16 protein-coding genes and 1 tRNA gene are annotated in these 23,700 nt (G+C 72.4%); 10 read left to right on the top strand and 7 right to left on the bottom strand.

All coding sequences use genetic code 11. The annotated features are described in order from the left end of the window. Window positions 1–21: 21 nt before the first annotated feature. Window positions 22–2,100 (bottom strand): vWA domain-containing protein, encoded by a 2,079-nt coding sequence (locus tag Csp2054_RS14480; RefSeq protein WP_096900166.1) that lies wholly within the window; start codon window positions 2,098–2,100, stop codon window positions 22–24. Beyond that, window positions 2,093–3,478 carry an AAA family ATPase gene (locus Csp2054_RS14475; protein WP_096900165.1) on the bottom strand — a complete coding sequence of 462 codons (1,386 nt, stop codon included), beginning with the start codon at window positions 3,476–3,478 and terminating at the stop codon, window positions 2,093–2,095. The genes Csp2054_RS14480 and Csp2054_RS14475 overlap by 8 nt, the downstream gene beginning before the upstream one ends. A 289-nt stretch (window positions 3,479–3,767) precedes the next feature. On the opposite strand from Csp2054_RS14475, the gene Csp2054_RS14470 reads away from it, so the two are divergent. From Csp2054_RS14470 to Csp2054_RS14460, 3 genes are all read left to right on the top strand, one after another. Beyond that, window positions 3,768–5,180 (top strand): MFS transporter, encoded by a 1,413-nt coding sequence (locus Csp2054_RS14470; RefSeq protein ID WP_096900164.1) that lies wholly within the window; start codon window positions 3,768–3,770, stop codon window positions 5,178–5,180. A gap of 240 nt (window positions 5,181–5,420) precedes the next feature. After that, on the top strand, window positions 5,421–6,023 hold the full coding sequence (locus tag Csp2054_RS14465) for a GntR family transcriptional regulator (protein ID WP_176491737.1): 603 nt from the start codon (window positions 5,421–5,423) through the stop codon (window positions 6,021–6,023). A gap of 406 nt (window positions 6,024–6,429) precedes the next feature. Continuing rightward, window positions 6,430–6,519: transfer RNA gene (locus Csp2054_RS14460), tRNA-Ser, on the top strand. Window positions 6,520–6,570: 51 nt separating this feature from the next. On the opposite strand, the gene Csp2054_RS14455 is transcribed toward Csp2054_RS14460, so the two are convergent. Then, window positions 6,571–7,755, bottom strand: a complete 1,185-nt coding sequence (locus Csp2054_RS14455; RefSeq protein WP_096900162.1) for an MFS transporter — start codon at window positions 7,753–7,755, stop codon at window positions 6,571–6,573. Between the two features lie 120 nt (window positions 7,756–7,875). On the opposite strand from Csp2054_RS14455, the gene Csp2054_RS14450 reads away from it, so the two are divergent. The 4 genes from Csp2054_RS14450 (at window position 7,876) to Csp2054_RS14435 (ending at window position 13,141) form a co-directional block, all read left to right on the top strand. Beyond that, window positions 7,876–8,325 (top strand): MarR family winged helix-turn-helix transcriptional regulator, encoded by a 450-nt coding sequence (locus Csp2054_RS14450; RefSeq protein ID WP_096900161.1) that lies wholly within the window; start codon window positions 7,876–7,878, stop codon window positions 8,323–8,325. A gap of 99 nt (window positions 8,326–8,424) precedes the next feature. Continuing rightward, window positions 8,425–9,453 carry an AAA family ATPase gene (locus Csp2054_RS14445; RefSeq protein ID WP_096900160.1) on the top strand — a complete coding sequence of 343 codons (1,029 nt, stop codon included), beginning with the start codon at window positions 8,425–8,427 and terminating at the stop codon, window positions 9,451–9,453. 56 nt (window positions 9,454–9,509) lie between these two features. Further along, window positions 9,510–10,784, top strand: a complete 1,275-nt coding sequence (locus tag Csp2054_RS14440; protein ID WP_176491736.1) for a DUF58 domain-containing protein — start codon at window positions 9,510–9,512, stop codon at window positions 10,782–10,784. Then, window positions 10,781–13,141 carry a DUF3488 and transglutaminase-like domain-containing protein gene (locus tag Csp2054_RS14435; protein WP_096900158.1) on the top strand — a complete coding sequence of 787 codons (2,361 nt, stop codon included), beginning with the start codon at window positions 10,781–10,783 and terminating at the stop codon, window positions 13,139–13,141. The genes Csp2054_RS14440 and Csp2054_RS14435 overlap by 4 nt, the downstream gene beginning before the upstream one ends. A 102-nt stretch (window positions 13,142–13,243) precedes the next feature. On the opposite strand, the gene Csp2054_RS14430 is transcribed toward Csp2054_RS14435, so the two are convergent. Together Csp2054_RS14430 and Csp2054_RS14425 are read right to left on the bottom strand one after the other, a co-directional pair. Then, window positions 13,244–13,846, bottom strand: a complete 603-nt coding sequence (locus tag Csp2054_RS14430; protein WP_096900157.1) for a TetR/AcrR family transcriptional regulator — start codon at window positions 13,844–13,846, stop codon at window positions 13,244–13,246. Between the two features lie 285 nt (window positions 13,847–14,131). Then, on the bottom strand, window positions 14,132–14,923 hold the full coding sequence (locus Csp2054_RS14425; RefSeq protein ID WP_096900156.1) for a trimeric intracellular cation channel family protein: 792 nt from the start codon (window positions 14,921–14,923) through the stop codon (window positions 14,132–14,134). 69 nt (window positions 14,924–14,992) lie between these two features. On the opposite strand from Csp2054_RS14425, the gene efeU reads away from it, so the two are divergent. The 3 genes from efeU to efeB are packed head-to-tail and all read left to right on the top strand — an operon-like array spanning window position 14,993 to window position 19,201. Further along, complete coding sequence (efeU, locus tag Csp2054_RS14420) at window positions 14,993–16,615, top strand: iron uptake transporter permease EfeU (RefSeq protein ID WP_096900155.1); 1,623 nt, start codon at window positions 14,993–14,995, stop codon at window positions 16,613–16,615. Continuing rightward, window positions 16,602–17,825: an iron uptake system protein EfeO gene (efeO, locus tag Csp2054_RS14415; protein ID WP_096900154.1), complete on the top strand. Its 1,224-nt coding sequence runs from the start codon at window positions 16,602–16,604 to the stop codon at window positions 17,823–17,825. The genes efeU and efeO overlap by 14 nt, the downstream gene beginning before the upstream one ends. After that, window positions 17,822–19,201, top strand: a complete 1,380-nt coding sequence (efeB, locus tag Csp2054_RS14410) for an iron uptake transporter deferrochelatase/peroxidase subunit (protein WP_141399282.1) — start codon at window positions 17,822–17,824, stop codon at window positions 19,199–19,201. Before efeO ends, efeB begins: the two co-directional genes overlap by 4 nt. A 267-nt stretch (window positions 19,202–19,468) precedes the next feature. Here the strand turns inward: efeB and Csp2054_RS14405 are convergent, their stop codons facing one another. Continuing rightward, window positions 19,469–21,832: a bifunctional metallophosphatase/5'-nucleotidase gene (locus Csp2054_RS14405; RefSeq protein ID WP_096900153.1), complete on the bottom strand. Its 2,364-nt coding sequence runs from the start codon at window positions 21,830–21,832 to the stop codon at window positions 19,469–19,471. Between the two features lie 115 nt (window positions 21,833–21,947). Further along, the coding region (locus Csp2054_RS14400; RefSeq protein ID WP_096900152.1) for a thiamine pyrophosphate-dependent enzyme at window positions 21,948–23,700 on the bottom strand (1,753 nt) is incomplete at its 5' end.

Here is a 23,700-nt window from a genome sequence, read left to right as displayed (position 1 = left end):
CCGTCCGTCACGTGACCGGCGTCAGAACTGCCAGTCGTCGCGTCCGTACCCGCCGAACAGCCCGCCGCCGCCGAACAGGCCGCCACCGCCGAACGGTCCGCCGCCGCGGCGTGAACCGAGGTAGGAGCCGACCACGGCGACCCCGAGGTCGTCGTTCTCCGGCGCCACCACCGTGCCGTCCACCCGCTTCGCCATCGCGTCGACGAACCGAGCCAGCCCGCGGTCGTCGCCGAGCCGGAAGAACGTCGTCTGCGCGCCGAGCCGACCGGCGTTCTCGAGCTCGCGGACGGACAGCGCGATCGTGATCGGGTCCGGCGGGTAGTTGAACCAGACCTGCCCGTTCGGCTCCAGGTGGGACGTGGGTTCGCCGTCGGTGACGATGAGGAGCACCGGCTGGGCCGTCGGGTGCTTCCGGAAGTGCCGGTTCGCGAGCAGCAGCGCGTGGTGCAGGTTGGTGCCCTTGTCCCACATCGCATCGAGCCCGACGAGTTGCTCGATGTCCATCACCTCGGCCTCGCGGCCGAACGCGATCATCTGCAGGTCGTCGCCGCGGAACCGCGTCGACACGAGCGTGTGCAGGGCGAGGGCGGTGCGCTTCATCGGGACCCAGCGGTCCTCCATCGCCATCGAGAACGAGGTGTCGACGAGCAGTGCCACGCAGGCCTGCGTGCGGGCCTCGGTCTCTTGCACCTCGACGTCGTCGATGGTGAGCCGCACACCCGGGCCGGTGCGGCCCTCCGCCGCTGTCCTGGCCCCTGCCGTCCGGACCAGGGCGTTCGTGATCGACCGGGTGACGTCCCACGGCTCCGTGTCGCCGTACTCCCACGGGCGGGTCGCACCGGACGGCTCGCCCGACGCACCGGACCGCCGGAGGTCACGCGCACCCTGCCGGCCGGACATCCGCTCGGCCACGTCCTTGAGGAGGCTCTTCCCGAGCTGTCGCATCGCCTTCGGGGTCAGTCGGAGCCGGCCGTCCGACCCACGACGCACCGCGCCCGAGTTCCGCAGCGCCTTCTCGAGCTGTTGCAGGGTCCGGGCGTCGACCGCGGCCTCGTCGCCGAGCTGCCGCGAGAGCGCGTCGAGGTCCAGGTCGTCGAGGTCCGAGCCGGGGCCGGTCTGCGCGAGCTGTTCCGCGAGCGAGTCGAGGTCGGCGATGTCCTGGAAGACGCCGGTGCCGTCACCGAGCCCGAGCCCCTGGTCGCCCTCCATCCGCTCGGAACCACCCCAGTCCTCACCGGGGCGGAGCGCGCGCAGGTTGCCGTCGAGCTGCCCGAGCTGGTCCATCAGGTCGGGGGAGCCGAACGCCTGCTGGGCCAGGGCGTCGAGCTCGTCCCGCTGCTCCTGGGTCATCGAGTTGCGCATGCGCTGCGCGGCCGCGGCACGGGCAGCGAGGTCGTCGAGCAGCTCGTCGACGTCCTTCGGGTCCGACGGGAAGTACTGTCCGTGCTTCGCCATGAAGTCGTCGAACTGCTCCTGCGTGTCGGTTCCCGCGCGGTGCGACTCGAGCAGCTCGTTGAGGTCCCGCATCATCTCGGAGACGGCGGCGCGGTCGGCGTCGGTCGCGTTCTCGAGCGCCTGCTTCATGCCGGCGAAGCGCTGGTCGAGGACCTCGCGCCCGAGGAGGTCCTTGATCTCCTCGTACTTCTGGCGGGCCGTCGGACTCGTCCAGTCGTAGCCGCCGAGCTCCTGCACGGCGGCAGCGGGGGAGGGCGGGAGGCTGTCGAGTTGCATCTGGGCGAGGGCCCGGTCGCCGTCGTCGATGTCGACGTTCCGGGCGAGCTCGCCGCGTTCGGCGAGCACGGCCTCGTCGAGGAGCTGCTTGACCTGCTGCAGCGTGCCGTCGAGGTTGTTCCGGCTCGTCAGCTCGCGCCGACGCTCGGCGACCCGGCGCATCAGGTCGTCGAGACCGCGCTGCGTCCGACCGCCCCGGCGGAGGAACTCCCGCAGGGCGCGCTCGGGCGAGGTGCCGCCCATGACGTCCTCGCCGATGGCGTCGAGCGCCTCGGACAGGTCGACGGGCGGCGCGAGCGGGTCGGGGCCGCCCTCGTACTTGCCGTACCGGGCGTCTCGGGTGAGGCGTCGGTTCTGGCGGCTAGCCATAGACGGCCTCGCCCCCTCCCGACTCCTTGCTGATCTTCCGGGCGAGGAACAGCCCCTCGAGCGCGAGTTCGATCGCTCCGGCCCGTTCGCCGTCGTCGTTCGCCCCGAGGCGTTCGCAGACCTGGTCGTACACGTCGGACTCACCGATCGAGGGCAGTCCCTCGAGGAAGGCTCGGGCGCTCACCTGCTCGCCGGTGGTGACCATGGTGCCGCCGTCGAGGGCCTCGACCAGGACGCCGAAGTCGATGCCGCGGAAGCGCTCCCGGACGGTCTCGGCGGTGGCGGTGCGCAGGAGGTGCTCGAGCACCTCGTCGGCACGGTCCTCCTCGCCGTTCTCGAACTCGATCTTGCCGCCGAGGACGTCGACCGCGGTCTCCAGGTCGATCGGCCGGGCGACGGCGTGGTCCTCGCCCTGCCGAGCGGCCCGGTGCACCGCGGCGGCGGAGACGGTCTCGGCACCGGCGATGGCGAACCGGGCGCTGACGCCGCTGCGCTGGTCGACGGCGCTGGACTGCCGGAGCGCCCGGGTGAAGCGTGCCAGGATCTCGATCAGGGCGTCCGGCACGTCGGCGGTGAGCGCCGCCTCCTGCTTGATGACGGCGATCTCGTCCGCGAGCTCGATCGGGTAGTGCGTCCGGATCTCGGCACCGAAGCGGTCCTTCAGCGGCGTGATGATCCGACCGCGGTTCGTGTAGTCCTCGGGGTTCGCGCTGGCGACCACCAGCACGTCGAGCGGCAGCCGCAGGACGTACCCGCGGATCTGCACGTCGCGCTCCTCCATCACGTTGAGCATGGCGACCTGGATGCGCTCGGCGAGGTCGGGCAGCTCGTTGATCGCCACGATGCCGCGGTGGCCGCGGGGGACCAGGCCGAAGTGGATGGTCTCGGGGTCGCCGAGGCTCCGCCCTTCCGCGACCTTCATCGGGTCGACGTCGCCGATGAGGTCCGCGACGCTCGTGTCGGGTGTCGCGAGCTTCTCGACGTAGCGGTCGTCACGGTGGCGCCACTCGATCGGCATCGCGTCGCCGAGGTCCGCCGCGCGCTGGACGCTGGCGGTCGTGATCGGTTCGAAGGGGTGCTCGCCCAGCTCGGAGCCGGCGATCACGGGCGTCCACTCGTCGAGCAGGCCCTGCAGGGTGCGGAGGAGCCGGGTCTTGCCCTGGCCGCGCTCGCCGAGCAGGACGACGTCGTGCCCGGCGATGAGGGCGCGTTCGAGCTGCGGGATCACGGTGGTCTCGAAGCCGTGCAGGCCGGGCCACGGGTCGCGGCCCTCGCGGAGGGCCTGGAGGAGGTTGTCGCGGATCTCGGCGCGGACCGTCTTCTGGACGTGACCAGAGGTGCGGAGCTCGCCGACCGTACGGATGTCTGGTCGGGTCACGTCGTCGACGCTACGCCTCGCCGCCGACACCGACCGGCTGGCGGTCGGGGTACGGTCGGGAGGCGCGGTGCGGGTCCGGTGGGTGCCCGGGCGTCCGTCCGGGCGAGTGCGGGATCCGGAGGGTGCCTTGTCGGGGGTGGCCTCGGCCGCCAGGATGGGTGCGGACCGGCGTGGGAGCCGGGTTCGAGTAGGGGGATCCGGCTCCGCGCCGACACCTGCGAACCACCTGCGTGTTCCCGGCGTACGTTCTCCATCCGTGAGCAGCGTGAAGAGTCTCGTACCAGCCAGGATGGACCGGTTGCCGTGGACCAAGTTCCACTGGAGCGTCGTCGTGGGCCTCGGGGTCTCGTGGATCCTGGACGGTCTCGAGATCCAGATCGTCTCGAACGCCGGGTTCCAGAAGGACCTCGGTCTGTCGACGCAGGAGGTCGCGTCGCTCGGCACGATCTACCTGTTCGGCCAGGTCATCGGTGCGCTCGTGTTCGGCCGGCTGTCCGACAAGCTCGGCCGCCGGAAGCTCTTCATCCTGACGCTCGCGATCTACCTGGTCGGGTCGGGCATCGCCGGGCTCGCGCAGGACTTCTGGTTCCTCGCGGTGTTCCGGTTCGTCGCCGGCCTCGGCATCGGCGGCGAGTACGCCGCGATCAACTCCGCGATCGACGAGCTCATCCCGTCGAAGTACCGCGGGCACGTCGACATCGCCATCAACGGCACGTACTGGGGCGGAGCGGCCCTCGGCGCCTTCGCGAACATCTACCTGCTCGACACGTCGATCTTCGCGGAGAACATCGGGTGGCGCATCGGGTTCTTCCTCGGCCCGGTGCTCGGCATCGCGATCATCTTCCTCCGGCGGCACATCCCGGAGAGTCCGCGGTGGTTGATGACGCACGGCCGCGAGGACGAGGCGGAGGCCACCGTCACGTCGATCGAGGAGTCCGTCGAGCGTTCGACCGGCGAGCGGCTGCCCGACGTCGACGACTCGAAGGCGATGACGGTCACGCCCCTCGACAACGTCGGCTTCGGCACGATCGCGAAGGTGCTCTTCCGGCAGTACCCGAAACGCACGCTCGTCGGGGCGTCGATGATGATCACCCAGGCGTTCCTCTACAACGCGATCTTCTTCACCTACGCGCTCGTGCTGACGAACTTCTTCGGGCTGAAGACCGCGCAGACGTCCATCTACTTCTTCCCGTTCGCCGTCGGCAACCTGCTCGGGCCGATCATCCTCGGTCGGTTCTTCGACACCTGGGGTCGGCGGCAGATGATCTTCCTGACCTACCTGGTCTCGGGCCTCGTGCTGGCGACGTCGGCGTTCCTGTTCCGGGCCGACGCGATCAGCGCGACCGTGCAGGTCGTGTTCTGGTGCGTGTCGTTCTTCTTCGCGTCGGCCGGCGCGTCCAGCGCCTACCTCACGGTGTCGGAGATCTTCCCGCTCGAGCTGCGGTCCCAGGCGATCTCGTACTTCTTCGCCCTCGCGCAGATCTTCGGCGCGATCGCCCCGACGATCTACGGCCTGCTCATCGGCGACGGGACCTCGCGCGAGCCGCTCTTCTGGGGCTACCTGCTCGGGTCGGCGGTGATGATCGTCGGCGGCGTGATCGCGCTGCTCTTCGGCGTGGACTCCGCGCGGAAGGGGCTCGAGGACATCACCCAGCCGCTGTCCGTCCTCACCGGCAAGGAGGAGCCAGCCGAGCGCCGGTGAAACTCTGCATTCGGAGTGTTTAGCGCCCCCGATGCCGCCGTGGGACAGTCCACACATGGCACCGCTCCGCAGGCATCTCCTCCACAGCACACACCGCGACCTCGCCGTCCACCACGTCTGCCCGGTCGCCCCCGGCGGAGTCCATCGTGGGTGAGCCTGGTCCCGTGGAACGCAGACCGAACCGTCGCCGCATCCGGAAGCCCGAGCAACTCGCCGTCGCGCAGTCTCCTGCGCGACGCGGTGTTCGCGATCCTGCTCGAGAACATCCTGCTCGGTGCCTACCGGCGCGGCGAGCGGCTCCGGCTCGAGGACATCGCCGACGACCTCCAGGTGTCGCGGACGCCGGTCCGCGAAGCCCTCGTCCCGCTCGAGGCACTGCGGCTCGTCGTGGTCCAGCGCTACGTCGGGGTCGTGATCGCGCACTGGTCCGTCGACCACATGGTGGAGCGGCTGCGCATCGCCCGCTCGATGCTCGACGAACCGCCCGCGTGCGCCGGCGCCGCGAACGACCGGTTCGACCCGGCCTTGCTCGTGGGCCGCCGGACCGAGGCCGGGTGTCTCGGTGTGCTCGGTGTCTGGGTGCTCCGCCGGTCCGGGGCAGCGGTGTGTGCCGACTGGTTGGAGGCGCAACTCCCGGTGCTCGACGTCTTCTTCACGGACGACGTCGCGGCGGCCAACGGCATCGACGCGGCACTCGACCGTGGCAGGCGGATCGCGATCCTGCACCGGGCCCGTCGCGCTGCCGAAGCAGACGCGGTCTCGGAGTGCGGCACGGCGCTCATCGAGCTCGTCGATGCGCTCATCGCGATGCCGGAGCGCTTCCGGGTGGCGGCGTCCGCCTGACCCGGCGTCCGCCTGACCCGGCGTCCGCGTGCGCGGCCCGGTCCGGCTGGGCGCTGACCATCCGTCCGTGCGGTACCCGGGACCGCACGGACGCACCGGAACGGGGACGCGGTGGTGGACCGCGTCCCCGTCGAGTCGCCCCACCGACCGGCGCATCGTGATCGGGCGCGCGGGCCGTGCTGCCGGGGGACGACGTCGGGTGCTGTGTCGCGACTACGGGGTCGAGCCCCGGAACGTGATCGCCGCGTCCCGACGATGGTATGCACCGGGGTACGACTCGACAACCCCCGGGTGTCCCCACTTCGGGGGACCCGACGCGCTCTGATGGCTCACGAGGCCGGGCGTGGACAGGTGAAGAGCACCGCCGTCCTCCTGTATGGTGGGTGCAGCGCTCACGAGAGCGCATGGAGACGTCGCATAGTCAGGCCGAGTGCACCACCCTGCTAAGGTGGAGTCCCCTTTCCGGGGACCGAGGGTTCAAATCCCTCCGTCTCCGCACGAGGCAACAGCCCCGGTTCACCGAACCGGGGCTGTTCCGTTCTCCGGGTCACGCGGTGGCGATGGAACCCGTCGCGGTGCGGGCGGGGCGTCGGCGTGCTGCGGCTCCGGCGGCCACCGCCGTGAGCGCCACCGCGGCGAGCGTGATGACCGCCCCGGCCCAGATCGGTGCGGTGTACCCGAGCCCCGCGGCGATGGTCGCACCGCCGATCCACGCGCCGAGGGCGTTCCCGAGGTTGAACGCCGCGATGTTCGCGCCGCTCGCCAGCGTCGGCGCGTGCTCCGCGTGGGACATCACTCGGGTCTGGAGCGGCGGGACCGTGGCGAACCCGAACGCGCCCATGAGCACGAGCGCGATCACGGTGAGGACCGGCGACGTCGCCACGATGGCGAAGAGCGCGAGCACCACGGTGAGTCCGGACAGCACCCAGAGCAGCGTGCCGTCGACGGAACGTGCTGCGAGCCTGCCGCCGACGACGTTCCCGACGAACAGACCGCCACCGAAGGCGATCAGGAGCCACGGCACCGCTGCTGCGGGGAACCCCGAGACCGCGGTGAGGGTGTACGCGATGTAGGTGAAGGCGCCGAACATCCCGCCGTAGCCGAGCACGGTGATGCCGAGCGAGAGCCACACCTGACCGGACCGGAAGGCGCTGAGCTCGCGGACGAGCGACGGTGCCCGGGTCTCGCGGACGGCCGGCACGAGCACGAGGACACCGACGAGGGCGACGACCCCGATCGCGGCGATCGTCCAGAAGGTCGCACGCCAGCCGAACGCCTGGCCGAGGAAGGTCCCGAACGGGACGCCGAGGACGTTCGCCGCCGTGAGGCCGGTGAACATCAGTGCCACGGCCGACGCGCGCCGCTCGCGGCTGACCATGTCGGCGGCCACGACGGCGCCGATGCCGAAGAACGCGCCGTGGCACAGGGCGGCGATCACGCGTCCGGCCATCATCACGCCGTAGACGGGGGCGAACGCCGACAGTGCGTTGCCGATGACGAACAGCACGAGCAGGCCGACGAGCACGGGCTTGCGGGGGAGTCGGGTCGTGGCGGCGGTCAGTCCGAGCGCTCCGACGACGACCGCGAGGGCGTACCCGGTGACGAGCCACCCCGCGGTCGACTCGGTGACGTGGTAGTCCGCTGCGACCTCGGGTAGTAGTCCGGTGATGACGAACTCGGTGAGTCCGATGCCGAACCCGCCCAGGGCGAGGGCGATGAGTCCCGCTGGCATGGTGGTCCTTCCGTTGTGCAGGAGTGGTGTCCCGCGTACGCTGGTTGTTGCACACGCGGGGTATCGATAGTTGCACACGCGTGATACCCGCGCAAGCAACCAACACGTCCGGAGGGTCCCATGAGCGTCGACGACACGTCCGTCGCGGTGCGTGCACACGGGTGGCGCACGCTCGCCGCCCTGCACGGCCGCATCGAGACACGGCTCGAACGGGCGCTGCGCGCCGTCGACCTCTCGGTGGTCGAGTACACCGTGCTCGACGCACTGCGCCGACAGGACGGCTTCCACATGCGCATGCAGCAGCTCGCGCGGGCCGCGGCGTTGAGCCCGAGTGCCACCACACGGCTCGTCAACCGTCTCGAGGAGCGGGCGCTCCTCACCCGGGTGCTCTGCGACGACGACCGTCGCGGGCTCTACACCGAGCTGACCCACGCGGGACAGGCGCTCCTCGACGAGGCCACCCCGCTGCACGCCGCTGCGCTCGAGGAGGCGCTGTCCGAGGCGAGGGACGTCCCGGAGCTCGAGGAGCTCGCGGCCGCCGTGGAGCGCCTCGAGGGCGCCTCGGTCTGACCCCGACTCGGCGACACCGCTATCAGCCGGACGGCCCTGGGCAACCGGACCACGCATCGGTGACACATCCTCCGGAGACTGTCACCGGGCCGTTGTAGCATGCACGACACCCGTCCCGAGCCGAGGAGGCCCTGCGTGCCGGAACCGACCGCCCAAGCCGTCCCGCTCGAACTCGTGCGCGACGCCGGAGCCGACATCGTCGCGGCCGTCTCGACCGTCGTGGACGGCAAGGTGGACGCGATCCGGACCGCCCTCACGGTGATGCTCGCCGAGGGGCACCTGCTCGTCGAGGACGTCCCCGGAGTCGGCAAGACCGTGCTCGCCAAGGCCCTCGGCGCGTCCGTCGGTGGCTCGGTGAACCGCATCCAGTTCACGTCCGACATGCTGCCGTCCGACGTCACCGGCGTGAACGTGTTCGACCAGTCGTCCGGCACGTTCCGCTTCTCGCCCGGGCCGGTCTTCGCCAACGTCGTCATCGGCGACGAGATCAACCGGACCAGCCCGAAGACGCAGTCCGCGCTGCTCGAGGCGATGGCGGAGGCACAGGTGACGGTCGACGGCGTCACCCGGCAGCTCGAACCGCCGTTCATGATCGTCGCGACGCAGAACCCGATCGACATGGAGGGCACCTACCCACTGCCCGAAGCCCAGCGCGACCGCTTCACAGCCCGCATCACCATGGGCTACCCGAGCGTCGACGCCGAGCGGCAGATGCTCGCGAACCGCGGCGGCCACGACCCCCTCTCGGCGCTCCGTCCGATCGTCGACGTCGCGACGTTGCGCGGGATGATCGCCGCCGTCCGCGGCGTGCACGTCGCACCCGACGTCGAGGCGTACGTCGTCGCGATCGTCCGCGCCACCCGCTCCCATCCCGACCTGCTGCTCGGGGCGAGCCCCCGCGCCACCCTGCACCTCGCGCAGGCCGCCCGAGCGCACGCCGCACTGCTCGGACGTCCGTTCGTCACGCCGGACGACGTCGCCGCGCTCGCACCGATCGTCCTGGCCCACCGGCTCGTCCCGGTCGCGCGAGGCCTCGGCGGCTCCGGCGACGACACCGCCCGCGACATCGTCGTGCGCATCGTGTCCGACACCGCCGTGCCGTTCACCGCCGCGCCCGTCCGCTCCTGATGTCGTCGTCCGGGGCACCGTCGCCGATCGCGCGCCGAGCGGGTGCAGCCCGTTCGGTGCTCGCCCGGTACGGTCGCCGCGGACTCGCGCTCGCCCGACGCACCCCGTTCCCCCGGCCCACGCTCCGCGGGTGGACGGTGTTGGCGGTCGGCATCGGCCTGGTCGGCGGCGGACTCGCCGGCACCACCAGCGTCGCGGTCTCGGCCGGCCTCCTGCTCCTCGTGCTCGTCGTCCTCGGCGCCGTGATGGCGTTCGTCGTCGCCGCCCCGCTCCGTGGCTCCCGCGGCGCGGCGCGCGCCGTCGTGCAGGTGGGCGAGGTCTACCGCGAGCGCGTGACCCTCTCCGGCACCGGCATGCGCTTCGGCCCACGGTCGACGCTCCTCGTCCGCGAGCAGCTCGACGACCTGTTCGCGAGCGTGACCGAGGCCGAGACGTACGCGACCGTCGGACCCGGCACGCCGCCGGCGGTGCTCGACGTGGAAGCGCTCGCCATGCACCGCGGTCGCGGGCTCGTCGGACCCGTCACCATCCGCGTCGAGGACCCGTTCGGGCTCCTCCGTGTCGACCGGCCGGTGGTCCCCGCCGAGGAGGTCGTCGTGGTGCCGGCCACCACGCCGCTCGCCGCGATCGACACCGGCGCGCTCGCCGGAGCCGTCTCCGCGGACGAGGGACGCGTCGGGCAGGGTGGTTCGGCGGACGACAGCGAGCTTCGACCGTACCGCCCGGGCGACCCGATCCGCCGCGTGCACTGGGGGCAGAGCGCCCGGCGCGGCGAGCTGCACGTCCGGCAGACCACGCAGGCGCAGCCCCCGGAGGCCGTCATCGCCCTCGACGTGCGCCGCGAGTCGTACCAGCGGCTCGGCCGGGACGACCTCGCCGAGCTGTCCGACCTCGGCGGCGACGCGGCGTTCGAGCACGCCGTCGTCGTCGCGGCGAGCGTCGCCCGCGCGCTGGCCGCCCGGACCTCGCGCGTGGTCCTCGTGAGCGACGACCCTGACGGCGCCACCCGGCACACCGGGGACGCCGGCGGGCTCACGGACGTGCTCGTCGGCCTCGCCGACGTCCGGGTCCGTTCCGACGCCCGGGACGTCACCGAGGTGCTCCCCGACGTCCGCGGGCGGGACGTGCACGGGATGACCGCGGTCGTGACGGGGCACTGCACCGCCGAGCAGGCGGCCGAGCTCGTCGCGTCGACGGTCGGCTCGAGCCGGGGGATCCTGGCCACGATCGTCCCGCCCGAGCCCACGGTCCGCGGGATCCTCGACCGCGGCGGCTGGCGCACGCTCGTCGTGCCCGTGGCCGGCGCCACGAACCCCGGGAGCGTCCGATGAGCGGCACGCAGGCACCTGCGCGACGTCGCGGGACGGACGTCCACGAGATCCTCGAGCGGACCGACGACGCCCGGGACGTCCCGAGCGCCTGGATCACCGTGCTCGCGCCGGTCCCGGTGCTCATCGCCGCGCTCGCGATCCGGCCGCTGGTCCAGGGGATCGCGTGGTGGGTCGGTGGGGTGCTCGTCGCCGCGGTGCTCGTCGGGGTCGTGCTCGCCGTCCGGCGGCGTGCGCCCGGCGTCCGGTTCGTGGCCCTCGTCGTCGCCGTGATCGCCTGCTCGTGCGCGGCCGCGCTCGTGAACGACGTGCAACCGCTCGGCTGGCTCGACAAGGACGGCGCCCTCGGCGAGACGCTCGCCGCGATCAAGCTGAACCCCGCACCCCTGCCGCAGAGCGATGCGATCCGGCTCATCGTGATCGTGGCGATCGGCTGGGTTGCGGCGGTGTCGCTCTTCCTCGCCGCCGTCGCTCCGACAGCCGCGCTCGCGGCCGTCCCCGCGCTCGTGATCCTCATCGTGCCCGGCCTCATCACGGGCACCCCGGCCGGCCCGGTCCTCCTCGTGACGACCGCCGTCGCGTTCCTCGCGCTGCTCTGGCTCTCCGTCCGCCCGGTGCAGCGCGCGCTGCCGGCCGCGGTGGTCGGCGTGATCGGGCTCGTCGTGGCGATCGGCCTGCCGACGATCATCCCCCTCAACGCCAGTTGGCTCTCGGGTGTGACCGGTGCCATCCAGTCGCCGATCCAGCCCGGTCGCCCGGGGACCCTGCTGAACCTCGGCCAGGACCTCCGCCGACCGAACGAGCTCGAGGTGTTCCGGTACCGCTCGTCCGACGGGCAGCCGGAGTACCTCAAGCTCGCCGACCTCGACGAGTTCGGCTCCGGGGACTGGGTGCCGACCGTGACCGACGCGAGCCAGTCCGACACCGCCGACCAGCAGCAGTGGGCCGTGGGCGTGAACCCGCGCCTGTCCACCCGCGGTGACGTCACGATCCGGATCACCGGGCTGTCCAGCAACTACCTGCCGGTGCCGTCGGGCGCCGTGTCCGTGCAGTCGCGGTCGACCAACCTCGACCTGCAGCAATGGCGGTGGATGGGCCAGTCGAACACCCTCCGCTCGACCGGGCCGGCGACGCCCCGCGGCGCCACCTACGAGGTGTACGGCGCGTCGACCTTCGCGAACGCGTACCTCGACGCGATCGCCCAGACCGGGGTGCTGTCCCGCACGGACGGACGCGGGTTCGCGCGGCCGTCCGACGCGCAGCTCCGGACGGACCTCGGACTCCCGAAGGACCTCCCGCGCGACATCGCGACCACGGCGGCCCGGGTCACGAGCGGCGCCGCGAACCAGTACGAGCAGGCGCGGGACCTCGAACGCTGGTTCCGGAGCGACCTCTTCACCTACTCCGAGACCGCGCCGGTGCAGCAGGGCTACGACGGCGACAGCATGGACGTCATCGACACGTTCCTGCGCGTGCGCGAGGGGTACTGCGTGCACTTCTCGTCGGCCATGGCGGTGATGGCGCGCACGCTCGGCATCCCGTCCCGCATCGCGGTCGGCTACCGCGCCGGCACCAGCCAGGAGGACGGCGAGTACACGGTGTCGAACCGGCAGCTGCACTCGTGGCCCGAGCTCTACATCCAGGGCGCGGGATGGGTCGCGTTCGAGCCCACACCGGACTCCGACGCGGCCGCGCAGTCCTCCTCGGAGCCGACCGCGAGTGCCACGCCCGCCACCCCGGACACGCCGCTGCCCGCTCCCGGCCGGTCGGCGCCGGCGGAGTCCCAGCCGTCGGACACGCCGTCCGCCTCGCCGACGCCCGGGACGGCGTCCGGGTCCTCGCCCAGCGCCGGACCGGGGGCCGGGACGGGGATCGTGCTCGGGCTGCTGCTCGCGGTCGCGGTCCTCTGCGCCCCGGGCCTCGTGCGTGTCGCCAAGCGGCGGTCGCGGCTGGCGGCGATCCGGTCCGGGCGCGCACCGGCGGTGCACGCGTGGCGCGAGGTGCTCGACGACGTCGCCGACCACGGCTACGCCCCAGGGCTCGCGCCACCCGGTGACGCGGCGGCCGCGGCGCGCACGGCGCGAGCCGTGCTCGGGCGCCTGCGCGCCTCCGTGCCGGCGTCGGTGACGCCCCTGCTGGACCGGGTGGTCGACGCGGTCGACCGTGAACGGTACGCCGCGGACGGATCGTCGACCGAGGGTGCCGAGTCGCTCGCCGACGTCGGCCGGGAGGCACGGGTCGCCCTCGACGCGTCGGTCCCGGTCGGGCGCCGGGTGCGGTCGCGGCTGTTGCCGCCGAGCCTCATGCCGTCCTCGGCGTGGTCGCACGAGGGCCGCCGCTCCCGCCGCAGTCCGGCGTAGCCCGGCGGAGGCGCGCCGGGCCGGTCGATCCAGCCGGGCGAGCCCGACGACAGCCCCGGTGGAGCCGCGCGAGACCGACCGCCAGGCCGGTCGCGGTGGCGGTCAGGAGGGGCGGACGACGGCCTCGACGAGCGCAGCGACGACGTCGCCGGGATCGGTGTCGGCGAGCGCGGGCGCGTCGAACACGAGACCGACGTTCGTCGCGATGAGCGCGGTCGCGAGGTCGTCGAGCGGCATCCCCGGGTCGATCTCGGGGTGCGCGCCGAACCACAGGTGCACGAGTTCCCGGACGCCGTCCTGCAGCACCTTCCGTTGCCGCACGAACTCCGGCATGAACTCCGGGTGCCGGGTCGCGTACGCCCGGAACTCGGAGAGCAGGGCGAACTGCGTGCTCTGGTCGTGCCGTCCGAACGCCTGTCGGACCACGTCGGCGATCTGGACCGTCGCGATGTCCGCACGCACGAGCTCCTGCAGCGACCCGAGCACGACGTTCGTCGCACGCTGCATGACCTCGACGACGAGGTCCTGCTTGGACGAGAAGTTCGAGTACACAGCACCCTTGCTGAACCCGGCGCGGGCGGCGACCTCGTCGAGACGGGCCTCGTGCACGCCCTGCTCGGCGAAGACCTGCGCGCCCGCGACGAGCAGTCTGCGGCGCACTTCTGCCCGGGGGGTCCGCGCGGTGGGTGTGGCGTCGTCGCTCATCTGATCCTGGTTCGACGAGGCCGTCGGACGGTCGTCGGGTCGACGGTCGTCAGGCGGTGGTGGTGGTCGGGACCATTCTGGCGTGCCCGGGCCGCGGTCGTGCGGCGAGGAACACGGAGACCTGCCTGCCGCGCGTCTGATCCCGCGCGGCAACGGCGAAGCCCCCTCTGCGCACCTGGTGGGAACCGCCGCGTTCGGGTCGCGTCGGTGCTCGAGGTGCGCGCACCGGGTTCGATACCCGGCGGTCTCGATGGTACGCCCGGCCCGCGTCGGATCGGAAGTCCGTTACGTGTCCTGGCCTTCCGGCTCGTCGGGGCGCTGCTCGTGGACACTGCCCAGGCCGGACCGACGCCCGGGCCGCCGCAGGAGTCGGAGCGCATCGGGGCGCACCACCCGGAGCTCCCGACCACGACGCAGGAGCGACCCGAGGCGCGACTGCGGCTGCCAGTCGCGGCCGTTCGGCAGACCCCACCCGCGCCGGACCGCCCCCCACCGCAGGCCGAGCGACGACACGATCGCCACGATGATCCCGATGGACGGGGCACCGGCGTACGACGCCACGACCATCGCTGCCGACGCTGCGACCGCGACGGTCGCGTACAGCGCGTTGCCGCCGAACACCGCGGGCACCCGGCGGAGCAGGAGGTCGCGCATCGCCCCGCCGCCGACCGCGGTGATCGTCCCCATGATGATCGCGGCGGGCCAGCCCAGCCCGGCGTCGAACGTGCGCTGCACGCCGACGACCGACCAGATGCCGATCACGGCGGCGTCGAGCACGGTGAACAGGCGGTCCCACGTGCGCTCCGAGAACGAGACGAAGAACGCGACGAGCGCCCCGGCGAGTGCGACGGGCACGTAGAGCGGGTCGACGAGCGCGACCGGGGGACCGTTCTGCAGGAGTGTGTCGCGGAGGATGCCGCCGCCGAGTCCGGACACGAAGCCGACGACCAGGAACCCGAACAGGTCGAAGTCCATCGAGCGGGCGATCGAGCCACCGAGGAGCGCCGACGCGAGGACACCGGCGAGGTCGAGCAGGTTCGTCACCGACGCCAGTCCCTCGGGGGTCAGCAGGTTCATGCAGACCATCAAACCCCACGCGGCCGGAGTGGCGGACGACGCCGGGGTTAGGTTAGACTCACCTTTGCCATGATCGCCACACTCGTCATCGGCCTCCGCGAAGGCCTCGAAGCAACGCTCATCGTCGGCATCATCGCCGCGTTCCTGCGTCGCAACCGCGTCCCCCTCGCCCCCATGTGGCTCGGCGTCGGGGTTGCGGTGCTCCTGAGCATCGCGGTCGGCGCCGGGCTCCAGCTCGTCGAGCAGGCGCTGCCGCAGGCCCAGCAGGAGGGCATGGAGGCGGTGATCGGCATCGTCGCCGTCGTGTTCGTCACGGGGATGATCGTCTGGATGCGCACGCACGCCCGGTCGCTCGGTTCCGAGATCGAGGCGAACGCCACCGCCGCGCTCGGCCGCGGGACCGCGTGGGCGCTCGCGGGCATGGCGTTCCTGGCCGTCCTCAAGGAGGGCTTCGAGACCGCGGTGTTCCTGCTCGCGACCTTCCAGGCCTCGACGGACACCGGCACGGCGGCGCTCGGCGCGGTCATCGGGATCGCGGCCGCGGTGGCGATCGGCTACGGCATCTACACCGGCGGCGTCCGGTTGGACCTGGCGAAGTTCTTCACCGGCACCGGCGTCTTCCTGGTCTTCGTCGCGGCGGGACTCGTCCTGACCGCGATCCGGCACGCCCACGAGGCCGGGTGGATCGTCATCGGCCAGCAGCGCACCGTCGACCTGGGCTGGCTCGCCCCGAACGGGTCCGTGCAGGGGGCGCTCGTGACCGGCGTCCTCGGCATCCCCGCCGACCCGCGCGTCATCGAGGTGCTCGGCTGGACCCTCTACCTCGTGCCGGTGCTCGCGATCGCGGTCTGGCCGCGCGCCTGGCGGCCCGGAGCGTCCCGCGTGCCCCTGGTCCGCGCCGGGATCGCGACCGGCCTGGCGGTCGTCGCCGTCGCCCTCGCGATCGGCGTCCCGAGCGGACGCGCGGACCTGCCCGCCACCGTCCGGCTCACCGGGGACCAGACGTCGCTGACGGCCGACGTGCACGGCACCACCGGGGTGCTCCGGACCCGGGGCAACGGCGCGCAGGCCGAGACGACCCTGTCCGCCGGCGACCACCGTGTCGTGGACCGTGCCGGCGTCCGCGCCGACCGCTGGCGGATCTCCGAGGGCGGCGCGGCGTCCGACCAGCCGTCGACGCTCAGCCTCGACGACCTCGTCGCGCTGTTCGGTCGCGTCCCGGTCGGCATCTCCCCGTCGACCAACCCCGGCCCCTTCACCGCCCGGTGGTCCACCACGCGGACCACGACCCTGTGGACGGTCGACGGCGGCGTCCTCGACGCGAGCAGTCGTGAACGCGACGTCCTCACACTGAGCGGTGGGGGCCTCCCGGCCGCCCGGACGACCACGCTGGACCGCGACGTGTGGTCGGTCCCCGACGCGACGGCGCAGCGCGCTGCCGACGTCGCGTCGGCGGCGGCGAGCCGCGCGGCCGAACTGCGGCTGTGGTCCACGTGGCTGCCGATCGCCCTCGGTCTCGGCGCCGTCGTCCAGGCGCTGCTGGCGCTGCGGGACCGACGACGCACGAGGGCGAGCACGATCACCACCGACGCGGAGCCCACGCCCCTCGTCCCCACCGACCCCGACCCCCGCCCGTCGAGCGCCCCCACCGCCGACGACACGACAAGGAGCCCCGCACATGCCGCTCGGTGACACCACCGTCCGTCCCCTCCTCACCCTCGGAGCCCTGGGCGCCGCCACTGCCCTCGTCCTGACCGGCTGCGCCTCGGCGTCCCCGAGCGACGGCGCGACGAGCAGCTCGGACAAGGTCTCGCGCGTGACGATCACCCTGACGAACGACGGGTCGGACGCCTGCTCGGTCTCGACGACGAAGGTGCCGGCGGGACCGGTGACGTTCACGGTGGAGAACGAGTCGTCGACGGCCATCACCGAGGTCGAGCTCCTGCAGGACCAGCGCATCCTCGGCGAGAAGGAGAACCTCGCGCCCGGCCTCGGCGCCGTCCGGTTCACCGCCACGCTCACCGGCGGGGAGTACCAGGTGTACTGCCCGGGTGCCGAGCGTGAGCTGACCGACTTCACCGTCACGGGCAAGGCCGCGTCGACGGCGGACAGCAGCGCCGCGTCGCTCCTGCGCGACGGGACGAAGGGGTACGCGACCTACGTCGACGGCCAGGTGGACGACATGGTGACGGCGGTGCGCAAGCTCCAGTCGGACGTCGACGCGGGCGACCTCGACGCCGCGAAGCGGGACTACGCGGACGCGCGACCGTACTACGAGCACATCGAGAGCGACGTCGACGGCTTCGTGAAGGAGGGCTACAAGGCGACCGACAACGCCGGCAACCTCGACTACCTCATCGACATGCGGGCGTCGAACCTCGACCCGGCGGTCGGCTGGAGCGGCTTCCACGCCGTCGAGAAGGACCTGTTCCAGGACGGAGCGATCACCGCGTCGACGAAGCGGACCGCGGCGGCGCTGACCGCGGACGTCGAACTGCTCGCGAAGCTCGTCCCGACCCTCGACTACAAGCCCGAGGACCTGGCGAACGGCGCGGCCGGCCTGCTCGAGGAGGTCCAGTCGAACAAGATCACCGGCGAGGAGGAGGCGTACAGCCACATCGACCTCGTCGACCTCGCCGCCAACGTCGAGGGCGCGCGGCAGGCGTTCGCGTACCTCAAGCCCGGCCTGGCGAAGGTCGACCCGAGCCTGACCAAGCAGATCGCGAAGCAGTTCGACACCACGAACGCGATGATGGACCGGTACCGGGACGCGAACGGCCTCGGCGGCTTCCGGACGTGGGACGAGACGCTGCGGAACGCCGACGCCAACGCGATCTCGCAGCAGGTCCAGGCGCTGCAGGACCCGCTGTCGCGCCTCGCCGAGAAGGTCGCCACGGCGTGACGACCGAGCACGACGGGCCCGGCCGCGCCCGGACCGAGCACGACGAGCCCGGCCACGCCCGGACCGAGCACGACGAGCCCGGCCGTGCCGGGGCTGCCGCGGGCACCCGGGGCGTCTCCCGTCGCGGCCTGTTCGGCGCCGGCCTCGCCGCCGCCGGGGCCGGTGTCGGTGCTGCCGTCGGCATCGCCGGAGCCACCGTCGCCACCGGGGTCGACCCGTTCGCCGCCGCGGCGAACGCCGACGAGTCGATCGACCTGACCCAGCAGGTGCCGTTCTACGCGACCGCGGCCGGCCAGCCCCAGGGCGGCATCCGGACGACCCCGCAGCGGCACTGCGTCTACATGACGTTCGACCTGTCCACGAGCGTCGCGACCGACCTGCAGGTGCTCCTGGCCCGCTGGTCGGCGGCGATCGCGCAGCTGCAGGCCGGCCGGACCGTCGGCAGCGTCGAGCCCGCCCACGGCGAGGGCGTCGGGGCGGACACCGGGGAGGCCCTGGACCTCGGTCCCGCCTCGCTCACGGTCACCGTCGGGCTCGGCCCCGGCGTGTTCGACGAGCGCTTCGGTCTCGCCGACAAGCGTCCGGCGCACCTGGCCCAGATCCCCACGCTGCCGAGCGACAACCTGGACGAGCAGCTCACCGGCGGCGACCTCTCGCTGCAGGCGTGTGCCGACGACCCGCAGGTGGCGTACCACGCGGTCCGGGACCTCGCCCGGATCGCCCGCGGCACGGCGACCGTGCGGTGGACGGTGCTCGGGTTCGGTCGTGCCTCGGCCGGTCCCTCGCAGTCGACGCCGCGCAACCTGATGGGGTTCAAGGACGGCACCCGCAACGTGACGACGGACGAGGAGTTCGCCCGGTTCGTGTGGGTGGACGAGCCGGGCGACGGCGCCGCGTGGATGACCGGCGGCACGTACCAGGTGGTGCGGAAGATCCGGATGAACCTCGAGACCTGGGACGCGGACGTCGTCAGCGACCAGCAGCGGGTGTTCGGTCGGACCAAGGTCGAGGGCGCGCCGCTGTCCGGCGGTTCCGAGCACACCACGCCCGACTTCCACGCCAAGGGTGCCGGGGGTGCGACGAAGATCGACGCGCGGTCGCACGTGGCGCTCGCCGCGCACGAGAACAACGGCGGGGTGAAGATCCACCGCCGCGGCTACAACTACACCGACGGGCTGAACCAGTACGGGCAGCTCGACGCCGGTCTGCTCTTCGCCGCCTACGTGAACGACCCGGAGCACTTCACCCGGCTGCAGCGGAAGCTCGGCGCGTCCGATCGGCTGAACGAGTACGTGTCGCACATCGGCTCCGCCGTGTTCGCCGTGCCGCCGGCGCCGCGGAAAGGCTCGTACATCGGGGAGCAGCTCTTCCGCTGACCGGGGCCCTGCGAGCGGGGTGGTGGGTGCCCTCCGCCGTTTCCCTGGAGACGGAGGGCACCCGCGCCGCGGAGTCTCGCCGAGCGGAACCACCGCCGACGGATGAGAGGCGACCCGGCGCGGCGTGTCGCGATGCGACACCGCCCAGGGTACGCCGCGTCGCGGCGGAGGGACAGGTGCGGACCCGGAACGGACACCGGAACGGACACCGGGACGGACGGGAGGCACCCCACCAGCAGGTGGGGTGCCTCCCGTCCGTCAGTGGGTTCAGTCGCGCTGGCCGCTCGCGGCGCGTCGTCGGCGCACGAGGACCAGGGCGGCGGTGCCGGCGAGGAGCAGCAGCCCGGCGGCGATCGCCGGACCGACGAGCTCGGCGCCGGTGAAGGCGAGCGCGCCCGTGGCGCCGGTCGGTGCGGCGTCGACGGTTCCGTCGCCGTCGGTGTCGATCCCGGTGCCGGTGCCGGTGCCGCCCGTGCCGGTGCCCGTGCCGCCCGTGCCCGCGCCGCCGGTGCCCGGCGTGGTGCCCGGGTCGGTCGGGTCGGTCGGGTCGGCGCCGGGGTCGACCGCGGCCGCGACGGGGATCGTGACCGCGAGGGTCACCGTCTGCCTGTCGGGGAGCGTCACGACGAGCGGCTCGTCCGTCGTGGTCGCGGCCGGTGCGACGGCGGCGGCGAGCGTCGTGGTGCCGAGGGCACGGGCAGCCGCGGTGGCCGGGGACGACGCCGTGGTGTCCGGGACGGTGAAGGTCAGGGTCGCGCGGCCCTGCTCGTCGGTCGTGTCGACGATCGACGGGTCGATCGCGGTCCGGGCGAGCTCCTCGCCGCCGGCGCTGATCGACACCTCGCCGGCGTCCGCCGGGTCGTCGGTGGAGAACACGAGCGAGGACAGGTCGACCGTGACCTCGTCACCGGGCTGGTACCCGCCGACGGGCTCCGGCGACACCGTGACGCCGACGGCCCGCTGGTCGGTCGGCGGGGTGACCGGCTGGTGGCGGGTGAAGAAGTCGACCTGTGCCTGCAGGTCCACCTGGCCCGAGTCGGCGATGTTCGTGCCCGTCGTGAACGCGGCGAAGTTGTCCCCGCCCGTGGACAGGAACGAGTTCACCGTGACCGTGAGGGTGTCGTCGAGGGCGATCGGCTCGCCGTCGAGCGACATCGAGGTGATGTGCTCGCCGCGGTCGGCCGTCGGGTCGTACGTGTAGGCGAAGCCGTCCGAGACGCCGAGCTTGAGGAACGGACGCTCGAGGCCCTCCGGCTGCCACTGCTGCTCGAGCGCCGCCTTGATCTGCGCACCGGTCATGTCCTCGGTGACCAGGGTGTTCGCGAACGGCTGGACGAGCGCCGCCTCCTTGTAGGTGACCGTGCCGTCCGGGTCGCCCGCTCCGCTGGAGGCGTAGAGCAGGTCGGTGCGGAGCCCGCCCGGGTTCATGAACGCCACCTGCGAGCCGTTGCGCTCGGTCGCCTCGCGCTGGACCTCGGCGATGTTGTTGCCGAGCACGGACTCGCCGCCGCGGTTCTCGGTCGTGCGGTCGGACTGCACGGCGCGGCGGAGGTCGCCGGTGATCGTGCCGAGCTCCTCCGCCCCCTTGACGTCGGCGACCGCCTTCGCCTGCGCGACGATGTCCGCGACGGCGTTCGTCGAGGTCGGGTCGGCGGGCACGGTCGTGAACGTGTTGACGGGCTGGACGTCGGCGGAGATGCTCGTGAGCTTCCGGTCCGCGTCGACGGTGAGGCGCAGGTGGCCGAAGGTCGTGCCGTACGAGCCCGCCTGGATCACCGGGCGGGGTGTGCCGTCCGGTCCCGGGATCTCGTGGTCGTAGGTGGCGTGGGTGTGCGCGGAGACGATGGCGGCGACCTTCGACGAGACGCCGGACGTGATCCTGCCGAAGGCACCGTCGCCGGTCGCGTCCGTGAGGTCCCCGGTCGCCGCGCCTTCGTGCACGAGCAGGACGAGGACGTCGGCCTCACCGTTGGTCTCGTCGCCGTCGGTGAGCTGGTCGGCGTACCGGTTGACCTGGCTCACGATCGGGGCCATCGCGAGGCCCTCGACGCCGCCGGGGCTGACGAGCCCGGGGATGAGGGCCTCGGTCGTCGCGCCGATGAAGCCGACGCGGACGCCGCCGCGCTCGACGACCTCGTACGGGGTGAAGGCCGGGTCGGTCGTGCCCGCGCGGACGATGTTCGACGAGACGTACTGCCACTCGGCACGCTCCTCGATGCGGTCGGTGAAGTCGTCCTGGCCCTTGTCGAGCTCGTGGTTGCCGATCGCGCTGACGTCGAGGTCCATGGCGTTGAGCGCGTCGATCGTCGGTGCGTCCTGCTGGATGAGCGACGTGAACGTCGAAGCGCCAACGTTGTCGCCGGCGCTGGTGAAGATCGTGTTCGGGTTCGCCTCGCGGTAGGTCTGCACGACCGACGCGAGCTTGGCGGCTCCCGCGGCCTTCGTGGCGGTGGTGCCCTCGGACTCGATGCGTCCGTGGAAGTCGTTGACGTCCACGATGTCGATCGTCGTGTCGTCGGCGGCAGCGAGCGCGGTGGAGGGGACGGACAGGGCGACGAGGACGCCGGCGGTGGCCAGGGCTGCCCCGCCGACGGCGCGCCCTCGTCGGCGCGGAGAGGTGTGAGCGTTCATCGGCGACGAACCTAGGAGAACGCACAGGCGACCCGCCAGGTGTCCCTCGAACACGTCACATGATGTTCACACGGGCAACACCCGTGGCGCGGACGCTCCCGGCCCGCGCGCCCGATCAGTCGCGGCCGAGCGCGCCCTTCACCCGCTCCACGGCCTCCGCGGCCATCGCCTTCGCCGAGTCCGCGACGACGGAGAGCTCCTCGGGGTCGCCCTTGAGCAGGCTCTTCGCGGTGTTCACCGCGTACTCCGCCGTGATGTGCGGCGGGAGCGGCGGCACGTTGCGGCTGACGTACGCGTCGATGACCGTGACGCCGGGGTTCGCGAAGGCACGCTCGACGGCGGCCTCGACCTCGTCGTCGTCGTGCACGGCGATGCCGGTGAAGCCGAGCAGTTCCGCGTACCCCGCGTAGTCCATGGTCTCGACGTCCTGCGAGCCGCGCCACATCGGGTTGCCGTCCTCGGTGCGCATCTCCCACGACACCTGCCCGAGGTCGTCGTTGTGCATGATCACGATGACGAGCTGCTGGTTCGGCCAGCTCGCCAGGTACTTCTTGACGGTGATGAGCTCGTTCATGCCGAGCATCTGGAACGCGCCGTCGCCGATCGTGCAGACGGCCGGGGCGTCCGGGAACGCGAACTTCGCGGTCACGGCGTACGGCATCGCGGCGAGCATCGTCGCGAGCCGGCCGGACATGTCGCCGTGCATGCCTCGACGGAGCCGGATGTGGTGGCCGTACCAGTCCGCCGTGGTGCCCGCGTCGCAGGTGACCGTGACGCCCTCGGGCAGCCGTTCGTTGACGGCCGCGATCACCCGGCGGGGGTTGACGCCGTCGCTGTAGGAGACCTCGGCCTGACGGGCCATCTCCGCCTCCCACTCGCGCATCTCGTCGGCGAGGCGCTCCTGCCACGAGCGGTCCTCGGTCTGCTCGAGGAGCGGCAGCACGGCGTCGAGCGTGGCACCGACGTCGCCCCAGAGGTTCAGCTCGGTCGGGTACCGCAGGCCGAGCTGCTCCGGCTTGATGTCGACCTGCACGCCGCGGGCCTGGCCGGACGCCGGCAGGTACTCGCCGTAGGGGTAGTTCGTGCCGAGGAGCACGATCGTGTCGCACTCCTTGATCTGGGTGAGGCTCGGCCGCGACCCGAGGAGCCCGACCTGCTGCGTGTGGTACGGCACGTCCGACGGCACGACGTCCTTGCCGCGGAGCGCCGTGATGATGCCGGCGCCGGTCTTCTCGGCTACGGCGAGCACCTGGTCCGTGGCACCGCGGGCGCCTGCCCCGACGAGGAACGTGATCTTCTCGCCGGAGTTGAGGATCTCCGCGAACTTCCGGACGTCCTCGGTCGACGGGGTGATCCTTGTCGACGCGGGCACGTCGCTCGAGCGGGAGACCCAGTGCTCGGCGGCGGGCTCCTCCCATGCCATCGCCTGCACGTCGTGGGGGAGGACCACCACGGCGGGCTGCTTCCGGAGGATGGCGGTGCGGAACGCGGTGTCGATGACGACCCCTGCGGCGTCCGGCGAGGCGACCGTCTCGACGTAGCAGGCGACGTCCGCGAAGACCCGCTCCAGGTTCGACTCCTGCTGCGTGAACGTCCCGATCGAGGCGAGGCCCTGCTGCCCGACGATCGCGACGACGGGCTGGTTGTCCATCTGCGCGTCGTAGAGGCCGTTGAGCATGTGGAACGCGCCCGGGCTCGACGTCGCGACGCAGACCCCGACCTCGCCCGTGAACTTCGCGTGCGCGGTCGCCATGAGCGCCGCGATCTCCTCGTGCGTCGGCCGGACGTACTCGAGCGCGCGTTCGCTGCCGTCCGCCTTGCCGAGGGCACCGTCGAACGCCCCGATGCCGTCACCGGGGTACCCGAAC

The sequence above is a fragment of the Curtobacterium sp. 'Ferrero' genome (genome assembly GCF_002412165.1).
Taxonomy (GTDB): domain Bacteria; phylum Actinomycetota; class Actinomycetes; order Actinomycetales; family Microbacteriaceae; genus Curtobacterium.
Note: the sequence above shows the minus strand (reverse complement) of the source record. Positions and strands in the feature narration are given on the sequence as shown.

Coding starts and splice junctions, on each gene's coding strand:
- Csp2054_RS14480 (WP_096900166.1), bottom strand. CDS start 2,100: ATGGCTAGCCGCCAGAACCGACGCCTCACCCGAGACGCCCGGTACGGC.
- Csp2054_RS14470 (WP_096900164.1), top strand. CDS start 3,768: ATGGACCGGTTGCCGTGGACCAAGTTCCACTGGAGCGTCGTCGTGGGC.
- Csp2054_RS14455 (WP_096900162.1), bottom strand. CDS start 7,755: ATGCCAGCGGGACTCATCGCCCTCGCCCTGGGCGGGTTCGGCATCGGA.
- Csp2054_RS14450 (WP_096900161.1), top strand. CDS start 7,876: ATGAGCGTCGACGACACGTCCGTCGCGGTGCGTGCACACGGGTGGCGC.
- Csp2054_RS14445 (WP_096900160.1), top strand. CDS start 8,425: ATGCACGACACCCGTCCCGAGCCGAGGAGGCCCTGCGTGCCGGAACCG.
- Csp2054_RS14435 (WP_096900158.1), top strand. CDS start 10,781: ATGAGCGGCACGCAGGCACCTGCGCGACGTCGCGGGACGGACGTCCAC.
- Csp2054_RS14430 (WP_096900157.1), bottom strand. CDS start 13,846: ATGAGCGACGACGCCACACCCACCGCGCGGACCCCCCGGGCAGAAGTG.
- Csp2054_RS14425 (WP_096900156.1), bottom strand. CDS start 14,923: ATGAACCTGCTGACCCCCGAGGGACTGGCGTCGGTGACGAACCTGCTC.
- efeU (WP_096900155.1), top strand. CDS start 14,993: ATGATCGCCACACTCGTCATCGGCCTCCGCGAAGGCCTCGAAGCAACG.
- efeO (WP_096900154.1), top strand. CDS start 16,602: ATGCCGCTCGGTGACACCACCGTCCGTCCCCTCCTCACCCTCGGAGCC.
- Csp2054_RS14405 (WP_096900153.1), bottom strand. CDS start 21,832: ATGAACGCTCACACCTCTCCGCGCCGACGAGGGCGCGCCGTCGGCGGG.